The organism is Mycobacterium sp. E342 (assembly GCF_001667665.1).
Classification (GTDB): domain Bacteria; phylum Actinomycetota; class Actinomycetes; order Mycobacteriales; family Mycobacteriaceae; genus Mycobacterium.
Genome location: NZ_LZJM01000266.1, coordinates 19599 through 32182, shown reverse-complemented (window position 1 = coordinate 32182; position 12584 = coordinate 19599). Strand labels below are relative to the sequence as shown.

The window sequence follows — 12584 nt, the reverse complement described above, 5'->3', positions numbered from 1 at the left end:
CGGCTAGGCCTAGCTTGCGATCGCCTCGAGCGGTGCGCCGCTGACCACCCGGCTGCGTTGCCGGTGCACGTTGAACGGCACGTCGCCCATCAAGGTGACCCGGTGCATCAGCCGGGGCTGGTCGTCGTAGTCGTCGATGGCCCGGTGCTGGGTGGCCCGGTTGTCCCAGATGGCGACGTCGCCCGGCGCCCAGTTCCAGCGAATGGTGTTCTCCGGCATGGTGATTCGCCGTTGCAGCATTTCGAAGAGCACGGCCGATTCGTAGCTGTCCAGGCCGACGAACCCGCGCACGAAATCTCCCAGCAGCAGCGTGCGCTCGCCGGTCTCCGGGTGCACCCGCACCACGGGATGTTCGGTCCGGAAGTCCGGCTTTTCGAAGGCCTGCCGGAACGCGCGCTGCGCGTCGGTCAGTGCCTGCGGGGTGATGTAGTCATAGCGGTTGGTGTGTAGGGCCCACAGGTCGTCGACGAGCCACGTCAGCGGTTCGGGCAGGTCGTCGTACGCCGCCGCGGTGTTGGTCCACAGGGTGGACCCGCCGTAGCGGGGCAGGGTGACGGCGCGCAAGATCGAGGCCGCCGGATAGTTGGCCACGAACGTGACGTCGGTGTGCCAGCGGTTCGCCTTGCCGTACTCGGAGTTGATCGGGGTGATGACCGGCGCGTTCTTGGCCGCGAGCAGCTCGGCGGCCGGGTGGCCGACGGGGGTGCCCAGCAGGCCGGCGAACGCCAGCTGCGCCTCGTCGTCGAGGTGGTGCTGGTGGCGGAAGAAGATCACCTTGTGGGCCAACAGCGCCTGGCGGATCTTTTCGACCACCTCGTCGTCGAGGTCGCCCCCGAGGCGCACCCCGTCGACCCGAGCGCCGATGCGGCTGCCCAGCTTGGTGACGGTTACCTGACCAATCATTTTCATCAGTCCTTGCGTAAAGGTGTGTAGTCAACTGACTACATCGAGTAGTGTAGACACATGACTACAGCCCCCGCAAGTGGCCGCGCGAACATGCCCACCGGACGGGCCGAAGTGGCCGCGGCCATCCTGGAGGCCGCCACCGACCTGTTCGCCGAGCGCGGCCCCGCCGCGACGTCGATCCGGGACATCGCCGCTCGGTCCAACGTCAACCACGGGCTGGTGTTTCGGCACTTCGGCACCAAGGAGAATCTGGTCGGCGCGGTGCTCGATCACCTGGGCGCCACCCTGACCGCGCTGCTGAACGCCGGCGCGCCCGCCGAGGAACTGGACCGTGCCCTCGACCGGCAGATGCGCGTGATGGCCCGCACCGTGCTGGACGGGTATCCGGCGGGGCAGCTGCAGAAGCGCTTCCCCAACATCGCGGCGCTACTCGAGTGGGTGCTGCCGCTTCACGACAACGAGACAGAAGGGCGGCTGGCCGTCGCCAACGCCCTTGCGCTGCAATTCGGTTGGCGGCTCTTCGCGCCGATCCTGCGGTCGGCGACGGGGATCGAGGAGCTGACGGACGCCGAGATACGCCAGGCGGCCGGCGCCGAGGTGGGGCGGATCCTCAATCCCGGCTGATGCTCACTTGTTGCGGGTGAGCGCGCGGCGGTGCAGCGGCTCGCGGCCCGGCGGCTGCTGCGGGGGCGGCAACAGCGGCTTGCGAGGTTGCAGCGCAATGGTTTTCGGCGCGTCGGTGCTCAGGGTGACCTCTTCGCCCGCGTGCCGGATGGTGAGCTGGCCGCCCGGGCCGTCGCGCACCGTGTAGGTGACGTCGGAATGGTTCACGTCGACGGTCACCCGGAAATCGCGCCACCGAAGGCGAAACCGCAGTCGCGAGATGCCATCGGGCAACGCGGGATCCAGCGACAGGATGCCCTCGTCGTCGCGCAGGCCGCCGAAGCCGCCCACGAGCGCCGTCCAGGCGCCGGCGAGCGAGGCCATGTGCAGGCCGTCGCGGGTGTTGTGGTGCAGATCGCGCAGGTCGATCAGCCCGGCCTCGTAGGCGTAGTCGTGCGCCAGTTCCAGGTGCCCGACCTCGGCGCACATCACCGCCTGGGTGCACGCGGACAGCGACGAGTCGCGCACCATGCGCCGCTCGTAGTAGTCGACGTTGCGCGCCTTCTGCTCCGGGGTGAACGCGTGGCTCTGCCACTGCATCGCCAGCACCAGGTCGGCCTGCTTGATCACCTGAGCGGGGTAGAGCCGCACGTAAGGGTCGTGCAGCAGCAACGGGTAGGCGTGGTTCTCCTTGAAGTCCCACTCGGCGAGGGTGGTGAACCCCTCGCACTGCTGATGGACCCCCAGGCCGGCGTCGTAGGGAATGTTGGCGGCGTCGGCCGCGTCGCGCCACGACGCCGTCTCCTCGGTGGTGACGCCCATCGCCTCCGCCGCCTCGGGGTGGCGGTTGCAGGCCTCGGCGGCGGTGCGCAGGTTGTGCGCGGCCATCAGGTTGGTGAAGACGTTGTCGCGCACGATCGCCGTGTACTCGTCGGGGCCGGTGACGCCGTCCAGGTGCCACACGCCGTGCCGGTCGTGGTGGCCGAGGGAAACCCAGAGCCGGGCGGTCTCGACGAGTACGCCTAGGCCGCAATGCTTTTCGAGTTCCTCGTCGCCGGTGACGATGCGGTACCGCTCGAACGCCATGGCGATGTCGGCGTTGATGTGCCAGGCCGCGGTGCCGGCGGGCCAGTAGGCCGAGCACTCCTGCCCGCGGATGGTCCGCCACGGGAAGCTGGCGCCCTGGAGGCCGAGCTCGGCCGCCCGATCCCTGGCCAGGTCCAGGGTGGACGCCCGCCACCGCAGGGCGTCGGCCACCGCGTGCGGCGCGGTGTAGGTGAGCACCGGCAGCACGTAACTCTCGGTGTCCCAGAAGGCGTGACCGTCGTAGCCGGTCCCGGTGAGGCCCTTGGCCGGGATCGCGCGGCGCTCGGCGCGCGCGCTGGCCTGCAACAGGTGAAAAAGCCCGAACCGCACCGCTTGCTGCGATTCCGGGTCGCCCTCGACCTCGACGTCGGCGCTGTCCCAGAAGTCGTCGAGGTATTTCCGCTGCGCGTCCAGCAGGCCCTGCCATCCGCTGTAGCGGGCGCTGTGGATCGCGGCGGCGGCCTGGTCGCGCAGCGCGGGGCGCGATCGCATGCTGGACCAGCCATACGCCAGGTACTTGACGATGCGCAGCTTCTGTCCGGCGCGCAGCCCGCAGATCACCGTGGTCCGCGCCAGGTCGTCGCGGGCGTCGGTGCTGAATTCGACGCGGCCGGGCACGTCGATCTCGTGGTCCATCGCGGCCGACATCATCAGGGCGCTGCTGCGGGTGCGGTGCATGAGAAGCGCGCCGGTTTCGGTGTTTTCGTGGTCGACGGCCACCAGCGGGCTCTCCAGGATGGCCGACACCCGAGGGTCACCCGAGGTCTGGGGCTGGTCCTCGTTGGTGACCAGTTCGGACTGCACCGTCACGCGAACGAACTCGCCGACCGCCTCCACGACGTATTCGATGGCGGCCACGCCGCGCTGGGCCAGCGACACCAGCCGGGTGGACACCAGCTTGATCTCCTTGCCCGCGGGGGAGCGCCAGTGTGCGAGGCGGGTCATCGTCCCGGCGCGCATGTCGAGAACCCGCTCGTGCGAGAGCAATTCGCCGTAGCGGACATCGAACGGCTCGTCCTCGACCAGCAGGCGGATGATCTTGCCGTTGGTGACGTCGACGATGGTCTGGCCGGCTTCCGGGTAGCCGTAGCCGGCCTCGGCGTAGGGCAGCGGCCGGATCTCGTAGAAGGAGTTCAGGTAGGTGCCGGGCAGGCCGTAGGGCTCGCCCTCGTCGAGGTTGCCGCGCAGCCCGATGTGCCCGTTGGACAGGGTGAACAGCGATTCGGACTGAGCCAGCAGGTTCAGGTCGAGCCTGGTCTCGCTGACGTGCCAGGGAGCGACGGGGAAGGCTTCGTCGTCGATCATGACTGCAGCAGCTCGGCGAGGTCGGTGACCACCACGTCGGCGCCATTGCGGCGCAGATCGTCGGCCTGGCCCACTCGATCGACGCCCACCACGTAGCCGAACTTTCCGGCGTGACCGGCCTGCACGCCCGAGATCGCGTCCTCGAACACGGCCGCGGCGTCGGCGCCGACGCCGAGCAACTCGGCTCCCCGCAGGTAGGAGTCGGGCGCAGGCTTGCCGGCGATGTGCTCGTCGCGCAGCGTGACGCCGTCCACCCGCTTCTGGATGAACCGGTCGAGGCCGGTGATCTCGAGGACGTCGCGGGTGTTGGCGCTCGAGGACACCACCGCGATGCCCAGGCCGGCCGCCGAGACGGCCTCCAGATATCGGCGGGACCCCTCGAAGACCTCGACGCCGTCCTCGCGCAGGACCTTTTGGAACATCTCGTTCTTGCGATTGCCCAGGCCGTAGATCGTCTCGGCGTCGTCCGGGTCGTCGGGACTGCCGTCGGGCAACTCGATCCCGCGGCTCTGCAGGAACGACCGGACCCCGTCCTCGCGCTTCTTGCCGTCCACGTATTTGCGGTAGTCGGCGGCCGCGTCGAAGGGGACGAATTCTTCCCCGGTGCGCTTAGCCCGCTCCGACAGGTAGTCGTCGAACATGGCCTTCCAGGCCTTGGTGTGCACGCTGGCCGTGTCGGTGAGCACCCCGTCGAGGTCGAACAGACAGGCGTGCACCTTCTCGGGCAGACCCAGCATGGGGACCTCGCTTCCTGGTCTGAGCGGACTAGTCAAGCGATACCCACTCCACCATGCCGACATGTCTGTCGCCAGCGTTGGGGGGCGGACAACGGCGGCCACTAAGCTGGCTGCCGTGGAAACACCCTCGCCCCGGCCCGTGTTGGTGGTCGACTTCGGCGCCCAATATGCGCAGCTGATCGCCCGGCGCGTCCGGGAGGCGCGGGTCTACTCCGAGGTCATCCCGCACACCGCCTCGATCGAGGAGATCAAGGCCCGCGAGCCGGCGGCGCTGGTGCTGTCCGGGGGACCGTCCAGCGTGTACGAACCGGGCGCCCCGCAGCTCGATCCCGCGGTGTTCGACCTCGGTGTGCCCGTGTTCGGCATCTGTTACGGGTTCCAGGCCATGGCGCAGGCCCTGGGCGGGACCGTCGCCCACACCGGAACCAGTGAGTACGGCCGCACCGAGCTGAAAGTGTTTGGCGGCGAACTACATTCGGGACTGCCGAGCGTCCAGCCGGTGTGGATGAGCCACGGTGACGCGGTAACGGTCGCGCCGGACGGGTTCGACGTGGTCGCCGGCACCTCGGGTGCGACGGTGGCCGCCTTCGAGAACCGGGCCCGTCGCCTGGCCGGGGTGCAGTATCACCCCGAGGTCATGCACACCCCGCACGGGCAGCAGGTGCTCGGCCGATTCCTGCACGACTTCGCCGGCCTCGACGCCCAGTGGACGCCGGCCAACATCGCCAGCGCCCTCGTCGAGCAGGTGCGCGAACAGATCGGGGACGGCCACGCGATCTGCGGGCTGTCCGGCGGCGTGGACTCGGCCGTCGCCGCCGCGCTGGTGCAGCGCGCCATCGGCGACAGGCTGACCTGTGTCTTCGTCGACCACGGGCTGCTGCGCGCCGGCGAGCGTGATCAGGTGCAGCGCGACTTCGTGGCGGCCACCGGCGCCAACCTGGTCACCGTCGACGCCGCGGACACCTTCCTGCGGGCGCTGTCGGGGGTGACCAATCCCGAGGGCAAGCGCAAGATCATCGGCCGCCAGTTCATCCGCGCGTTCGAGGGCGCGGTGCGAGACATCCTGAGCGACACCGGGTCTGAGGTCGAGTTCCTGGTGCAGGGCACGCTGTACCCGGACGTGGTGGAATCCGGCGGGGGCAGCGGGACCGCCAACATCAAGAGCCACCACAACGTCGGCGGCCTGCCCGACGACTTGAAGTTCAAGCTCGTCGAGCCGCTGCGGCTGCTGTTCAAGGACGAGGTGCGCGCGGTCGGGCGTGAGCTCGGCCTCCCGGAGGAAATCGTTGCGCGCCAGCCCTTCCCGGGCCCCGGCCTGGGCATCAGGATCGTCGGCGAGGTCACCGCGGCGCGGCTGGAGACCCTGCGTCGCGCCGACTCGATCGCGCGCGAGGAACTCACCGCCGCCGGCTTGGACAAGCTGATCTGGCAGTGTCCGGTGGTGCTGCTGGCCGACGTCCGCTCGGTCGGTGTGCAGGGCGACAACCGCACCTACGGACACCCGATCGTGCTGCGGCCGGTGTCCAGCGAGGACGCGATGACCGCCGACTGGACCCGGGTGCCCTACGAGGTGCTGGAGCGGATCTCGACCCGCATCACCAACGAGGTGGCCGAGGTCAACCGCGTGGTGCTGGACATCACCAGCAAACCCCCCGGCACCATCGAGTGGGAGTAGGTTCGGCGCCCGCCGGCGAGATTGCCGCCACGGTTGTGGGGTGAGCCCCGACCGCGGCCATAGCGGCAATCTCGCCGCATTTTGCGCCTCATTCACCCCATCCGTACCGATCGCATAAAGCGTCCCTTCCGTTTCTTGACGGTTGTCGGAGGGCGGGTGTTTACTCTCCCTCAGTCGAACATACTTTCGAAAATAGTCGTTGTGGGAGCGGTGCTAGGAGGCTGACATGACTGCGGCTTTCGCGCCCGATCACCGGCAGGAAACACGTGCTGAGCAGCTGGAATCGCTGCGCCGGCGGATGGCCGTGATCACCGGCAAGGCGCCGGGGCCCGCATCCGGCCCCGCCGCCCCCGCCGACGACCTGCTGCCGGAGTCGGAAGCCCAGCTGGCGCTGCCGGGGTGGCTGGCGGAGTCGCTTCCCGCGCCGTTGCCCAGGGGGACGGTGGCGGTGCTCTCGGGTGCCAGGTCGCTGCTGCTGGGCATGGTGGCCGCGGTGACGGCGGCGGGCGGCAACGCGGCAATCGTCGGCCAGCCGGACATCGGGCTGCTGGCCGCCGCGGAGATGGGTGCGGACCTCAGCCGCCTCGCCGTGATACCGGATCCCGGCAACGATCCGGTGGAGGTGGCCGCGGTGCTCGTCGACGGCATGGATCTGGTGGTCCTCGGCCTGGGCGGGCGCCGGGTGCTGCATACCCGGGCGCGGGCGGTGGTGGCGCGGGCCCGCGCCAGGGGATGCACCGTGTTGGTCACCGACGGTGACTGGCAGGGGGCGCCCACGCGACTGGAGGCCCGGGTCTGCGGCTACGAGATCACCCCGGGAAGCCGCCCGGGATTCGGCCGGATCAGCCGGGTGCGGCTGCAGGTCAGCGGGGTGTGTGCGGGACGACGGGTGACCGCCCGGGCGCGAGCCGGGTGAATTCTGAAGTGGCATCCCGGGTGTTGGCCATCTGGTGCATGGACTGGCCCGCGGTCGCCGCGGCGGCCGCCGCCGGTCTGCCCGCGACGGCCCCGGTGGCGGTCACGCTGGCCAACCGGGTGATCGCCTGCTCGGCGGCCGCCCGCGCGGCGGGGGTGCGGCGGGCCCTGCGGCGCCGGGAGGCCGCGGCCCGGTGCCCGCGGCTGCACGTCAGCGCCGCCGACGCGGACCGTGACGCCCGCTTCTTCGAAGCGGTCATCGCGGCGGTGGACGACCTGGTGCCGCGCGCCGAGGTGCTGCGACCCGGGCTCCTGGTGCTGCCGGTGCGCGGGGCGGCCCGCTATTTCGGCTCCGAGGCCGCCGCCGCCGAGCGGCTGATCGACGCGGTGGCCGCAGCCGGCGCCGAGTGCCAGGTCGGGATCGCCGACCGGCTGTCCACCGCGGTCTTCGCCGCGCGGGCGGGCCGGGTGGTCCCGCCGGGCGGTGACGCGAAGTTTCTGTCGGTGCTGTCGATCCGCCAACTCGCCACCGAGCCCAGCCTGTGCGGTCCCGGGCGCGAAGATCTGACGGACCTGTTGTGGCGGTTGGGGATTCGCACCGTCGGCCAATTCGCCGCGCTGCCGGCCACCGACGTGGCGTCCCGGTTCGGCGCCGACGGGGTGACCGCGCACCGGATGGCCCGCGGCGAACCCGAGCGGGGGCCGTCCGGGCGGGAGCCGCCCGAGGAGCTGGAGGCCGTGCTGGACTGCGACCCCCCGATCGACCGGGTCGACGCCGCGGCCTTCGCCGGGCGCTCGCTGGCCGACGCGCTGCATCGGACGCTGATGGCCGCCGGGGTGGGCTGCACCAGGCTGGCCATCCACGCCGTCACCGCCAACGGCGAAGAACTGGACCGGGTGTGGCGGTGCGCCGAGCCGTTGACCGAGGACGCCACCGCCGACCGGGTGCGCTGGCAACTGGACGGCTGGTTGAGCAGCCGGACCGCGCGCAACCCGCGCCCGACGGCGGCCGTGACGCGGTTGCGGCTGCGGGCGGTGGAGGTGGTGTCGGCCGAGGCGCTGCAGTTGCCGCTGTGGGGTGGTTTGGGTGAAGAGGACCGGTTGCGGGCCCGCCGGGCCCTGGTGCGGGTGCAGAGTCTGCTTGGCCCGGAGGCGGTGCGGGTGCCGGTGCTGTCCGGCGGGCGGGGGCCGGCCGAACGCATCACGTTGACCCCGCTGGGCGACGAACTTCTCCCGCGGGCCGACCCGGGGGTGCCGTGGCCCGGCCGGCTACCCGAGCCGTCACCGGCGGTGCTGCTCGATGATCCGGTGGAAATGCTTGACGCCCAAGGGAATCCGGTGCGGGTGACCAACCGGGGGCTGTTCTCCGCCGACCCGGTGCGGCTGACGGTGCGCGGTCGGGACGAGCGGTTGGACTGGTGGGCCGGGCCGTGGCCGGTCGACGAGCGGTGGTGGGATGACCGCCCTGCAGGCGGTCAAGGGGGTGGTCGCACCGCCCGCGCGCAGGTACTGCTGGAGGGCGAGCGGGCGTTCCTGTTGTGCTACCGCCAGCGGCGCTGGTACCTCGAGGGCAGCTACGAGTAGCCGCCTCCGCGCGGTGCACCAGGCTGGTGGCCATCTTCCGGTCCGGTGGCGTGTACAGCTGGAAGAACGCCGGGGTATCGCCCAGCTCGGCGGCGAGGTCCTCCATCGGGTCGGCCGTCAGTGTCCCCACGAAGAAGGGGACGCCCGTGCGGACCGAGGCCCGTGCGCAGGCGATGTCCCCGTGGCCGTCCGGGTCGCACACCCCGATGACGCCAATGGGCGCCATGAAAATCGGAGACGGATACCTCATCCCGAACAACTCGATGGACATGTCGCGCTGCTCGGGGGCGATCCCCATGCGCGGATACAGGCCCCACCGCTTGAAGGCCTCGCAGTTCGCGCGCTGGGTGTGCTCGTCGCCGGCGCCGCCCGCGACATACCCCAGCACTTTCGGGGGGCATCGCCGCCGACGCCTTTTCCTCCAGCTCATCGAATCTGATCGGGTACTGCGGCTGATTGTGCAGCGATTGGTCGTACAGCTCGGTTTGGTAGTCGGCGAAGGCCATGACCGTGGCAGTACCCGACGCCCCGGGGGCCAAACGAATCGTCGCCTAGGGCCGCGCCGCGCGCACCGCCTCCGCCCGGGCCATCAACCCGGCGCCGCCGGGCAGCGCGCCCACGACCGTGCGGGCCAACCGGTCGCGCCCGCGGACGCCGTCGGTCCTGGCCTTGCCGGCGCGCAGGTGGTGCCAGCCCAGGCCGGCCCATGACGCCGCGACGGCGGCGTCGGTCACCCCGCCGCGTGCCCGGCGCCGGTCGACCGCGGCCAGGCCGAGCGCGGTGGCCGAGTGCACCGCGTCGACCCAGACGCCCGCCGCCAGCACCTCCGGGCCGGGGTTGACGCCTGAGAGCAACGCCTGGCCGAGATGGCGGGCGCCCAGGATGCGGGTGACGACGAGCGCCTTGCGGTCGACTTCCACCCCGTGGATGTGATCCAGCACCTCGGACGGGGCGGTCAGCAGCACGGCGCCCCAGCCGGCGCGCAGGACTTCAATGAACCGAACCTTCATGCGATGTGAATAGCCCGCGCGCGAAGGACCCAACCCGGTCGATGAACCGGTCGAAGAAGGCCGCCGCGTCCACGTCCACGCCGATCAGCGCGTTGGGTTCCCGCCGGCCCGACCAGTCGGTGACCGTCATGGCGCGGGTCAGGGTGCCCGTCAGCTCGATGTCCACCGTCGCGGGACGGGTGGCGACGAGCCCCGGGTCCAGCGCCACGGCGGCGGCCAGCGGATCGTGCAGATGCGCCTGGTATCCGTGGCCGATCTCGTGATAGGCCTCCAGGTAGAACCGCATCGCGTCCTCGATCACCCGGATCAGCGGGTTGGACGCCGTCGAGCGGGTGCCGTGCTCGTCGTCCGCGCTCATCGGCGTCGTGCTCGATTCGGCGGCGGCCGCCAGCCTGGCCAGGTGGTCCGGCGTCATCGCCACCTTGCGGGTCAGGTCCAGACCGCACAGCACCGGAAGGCGCTCTTGCCCAACGACTTCGGGGTCCCAGGCGGCCAGCACCTCGGCCGCGGCCTCGGGGTCCACGCTGATGTTCCATTCGGCCACCGCGGTGGTGTTGCCGCGGTGGTCGTAGGAACCGCCCATGACGACCAGTCGGCGCAGCAGCGTCGGCAGCGCCGGTTCGGCGCGCAGCGCCAGCGCCAGATTGGTCAGCGGGCCGGTCGCCACGCCAACGAGCTCGCCGGGGAAGGCATGGGCGGCGCGCACCCAGGCGGTTGCCGAGTCGTGACTCGTGAGCCGCCCATCGGTGGGCGGCAGGTCGGCGTAGCCCAAACCCCTGGGGCCGTGCACCTTTGACGGCAGGCGCATCGGACCGGTCAGGGTCTCGTCGGAGCCCTTGGAGACCGGGACGCCGGTGACGCCACACAGCTGCAGCAGGCCCAGGTTGTTCTCGCAAACCTGTTGCACCGCAACGTTTCCCCCGGTGGAGGCGATGCCGACCACGTCCGCGTCCGGGCTGGCGAACAGGTACATCAGGGCCAGCGCATCGTCGACGCCGGTGTCGACGTCGACGAAAACGGGCGACTTCATTGTGTCCAAGATACCCAGACCGGCGATTAGGCTGTGACGATGCCACCGACGTCGGAGCCCCCCGAGGGGACGGACCTAACGCCGCACTTCGACGATGTGCAGGCGCACTACGACTTGTCGGACGACTTCTTCCGGCTGTTCCTCGACCCGACCCAGACCTACAGCTGCGCCTACTTCGAGCGCGACGACATGACGTTGGAAGAAGCGCAGATCGCCAAGATCGATCTCGCCCTCGGCAAACTTGGGCTGCAACCGGGCATGACATTGCTCGACGTCGGCTGCGGTTGGGGCGCGACCATGATGCGCGCGATGGAAAAGTACGACGTCAACGTCGTCGGCCTCACCCTGAGCCGCAACCAGGCCGATCACGTCGAGCGGCTGATCGCGAAGTCGCAGAGCCCTCGTTCGGCGCGGATCCTGCTTGAGGGCTGGGAGAAGTTCGACGAGCCGGTCGACCGGATCGTCAGCATCGGCGCGTTCGAGCACTTCGGGCACGAGCGCTACGACGCGTTCTTCACCCTGGCGCATGATCTGTTGCCCGACGACGGGGTCATGCTGCTGCACACCATCACCGGGCTGCACCCGATGGAGATGGCCGAGCGTGGGATGCCGCTTTCGTTCACCTTCGCCCGATTCATCAAATTCATTGTCACCGAGATCTTCCCGGGTGGGCGGCTGCCGTCGATACCGATGGTGCAAGAGCGCGCCACCGCCAACGGGTTCACCGTGACCCGCGTGCAGTCGCTGCAACCGCACTACGCGGAGACCCTCGACATCTGGGCCGCCGCGCTGCAGGCCCATAAGGACGAGGCCATCGCGGTGCAGTCCGAGGAAGTCTACGAGCGGTACATGAAATACCTGACCGGTTGCGCCGACGCGTTCCGCATCGGATACATCGACGTCAACCAGTTCACGCTGCAGAAGTGACTACCAGTGCACCCGACCCTTACGGCCACGCCGAGGCGAAGGTGATGACCAGGACGTCGCGCTGCGCGGGGCCCGAGCCGTCGATCGGCCGGATCGGGGAGACCCCGTGCAGGGTGCGCCGGTCGTCGCCCAGCATCAGCGTGCCCGGCTCGGCCAGCGTCGTCGCCAGCAACTGACGCCCGCCCAGGTCGCACACCGTGCTCTCGCCGCCGATGGCGTTGCGCCGCCCGACCAGCAGCGAGCTGACCAGGGTGACGCCGTCGCGGTGCATGCCCTCGGGCGTGGGGTGGGCGCCGTCGACTCCAGAGGGGTCCGTCGACGACCGGATGCGGAACGGATGCACCTTGACGTTCCAGTCCGCCACGTCATCGAGGGCCGCCGCCGCCCGGGCTAACAGCCCGATCAGCTTGTGCAGCAACGGGTCCCGGGCGAACGCGTCGGTCAGCGGCTCGAAGTCGCGGTCCCTGCCGATGTAGAGGGGATTGGAGTTCTCCGGCTGCGCGAACGTGGTCCTGGGCATCGGGCGCAGCTCGTGATCGCGAAACGAGTACTGGCCGTACCGACGCAGCCGCCGCACACCCAGCTCCGCGGCATAGGGGTCGGGGCCCAGCTGCTGCCAGTGCCGCGCGAACCGGGTCCACTCCTCGCGGCCGGCGTCCAGGCTGCGCGTCACGTCGAACGCGCTCATCACCGCCGCGCCCGTCGTGGCGACCAGCCGGGTCGCCGCGGCCACCGGGTCGGCGTCCGCCCGCGTCTGGGAAAGAATCCGGGTCATCGCGCCGGAATACCGCAATCGGGTGGGCCCG

At 70.3% G+C, this 12584-nt stretch carries 11 protein-coding genes and 1 pseudogene; 5 read left to right on the top strand and 7 right to left on the bottom strand.

Features of this window, described 5'->3' with window-relative positions:
- Window positions 1-9: 9 nt before the first annotated feature.
- Window positions 10-903 (bottom strand): TauD/TfdA family dioxygenase, encoded by an 894-nt coding sequence (locus tag A5692_RS20985; RefSeq protein WP_068059480.1) that lies wholly within the window; start codon window positions 901-903, stop codon window positions 10-12.
- Window positions 904-963: 60 nt separating this feature from the next.
- Between A5692_RS20985 and A5692_RS20980 the strand changes: the two genes are divergently transcribed.
- Complete coding sequence (locus A5692_RS20980; protein WP_068059279.1) at window positions 964-1530, top strand: TetR/AcrR family transcriptional regulator; 567 nt, start codon at window positions 964-966, stop codon at window positions 1528-1530.
- Between the two features lie 3 nt (window positions 1531-1533).
- Here A5692_RS20980 and A5692_RS20975 read toward each other — a convergent pair whose 3' ends face one another.
- Both A5692_RS20975 and A5692_RS20970 read right to left on the bottom strand, forming a co-directional pair.
- Window positions 1534-3900, bottom strand: a complete 2367-nt coding sequence (locus A5692_RS20975) for a glycoside hydrolase family 65 protein (RefSeq protein WP_068059276.1) — start codon at window positions 3898-3900, stop codon at window positions 1534-1536.
- Window positions 3897-4637 (bottom strand): beta-phosphoglucomutase family hydrolase, encoded by a 741-nt coding sequence (locus A5692_RS20970; RefSeq protein WP_068059274.1) that lies wholly within the window; start codon window positions 4635-4637, stop codon window positions 3897-3899. The genes A5692_RS20975 and A5692_RS20970 overlap by 4 nt, the downstream gene beginning before the upstream one ends.
- Before the next feature lie 115 nt (window positions 4638-4752).
- Here A5692_RS20970 and guaA point away from each other — a divergent pair, with 115 nt between their 5' ends.
- From guaA to A5692_RS20955, 3 genes are all read left to right on the top strand, one after another.
- Complete coding sequence (guaA, locus tag A5692_RS20965) at window positions 4753-6312, top strand: glutamine-hydrolyzing GMP synthase (RefSeq protein ID WP_068059272.1); 1560 nt, start codon at window positions 4753-4755, stop codon at window positions 6310-6312.
- Between the two features lie 226 nt (window positions 6313-6538).
- Entirely contained in the window at window positions 6539-7228 is a 690-nt protein-coding gene (locus A5692_RS20960) for a hypothetical protein (protein ID WP_068059270.1), read from the top strand.
- A gap of 38 nt (window positions 7229-7266) precedes the next feature.
- Window positions 7267-8811, top strand: coding sequence for a DNA polymerase Y family protein (locus A5692_RS20955; RefSeq protein ID WP_068059478.1), 1545 nt, complete (start codon window positions 7267-7269; stop codon window positions 8809-8811).
- On the opposite strand, the pseudogene A5692_RS28560 reads toward A5692_RS20955, so the two are convergent.
- From A5692_RS28560 to A5692_RS20945, 3 genes and pseudogenes are all read right to left on the bottom strand, one after another.
- Window positions 8810-9317, bottom strand: a pseudogene (locus tag A5692_RS28560) (alpha-hydroxy-acid oxidizing protein); the annotation flags it as partial. The gene A5692_RS20955 and the pseudogene A5692_RS28560 overlap by 2 nt on opposite strands.
- Window positions 9318-9362: 45 nt before the next feature.
- A complete protein-coding gene (locus A5692_RS20950) occupies window positions 9363-9821 on the bottom strand; it encodes a hypothetical protein (protein WP_068059268.1) in 459 nt (152 codons plus the stop codon).
- On the bottom strand, window positions 9802-10851 hold the full coding sequence (locus tag A5692_RS20945; RefSeq protein ID WP_068059266.1) for a nucleoside hydrolase: 1050 nt from the start codon (window positions 10849-10851) through the stop codon (window positions 9802-9804). Before A5692_RS20945 ends, A5692_RS20950 begins: the two co-directional genes overlap by 20 nt.
- 39 nt (window positions 10852-10890) lie before the next feature.
- Between A5692_RS20945 and cmaA1 the strand changes: the two genes are divergently transcribed.
- Window positions 10891-11778 (top strand): cyclopropane mycolic acid synthase CmaA1, encoded by an 888-nt coding sequence (cmaA1, locus tag A5692_RS20940; protein ID WP_068059475.1) that lies wholly within the window; start codon window positions 10891-10893, stop codon window positions 11776-11778.
- Window positions 11779-11797: 19 nt separating this feature from the next.
- On the opposite strand, the gene A5692_RS20935 is transcribed toward cmaA1, so the two are convergent.
- Window positions 11798-12553, bottom strand: coding sequence for a 2OG-Fe dioxygenase family protein (locus A5692_RS20935; protein WP_068059264.1), 756 nt, complete (start codon window positions 12551-12553; stop codon window positions 11798-11800).
- Window positions 12554-12584: the final 31 nt, after the last annotated feature.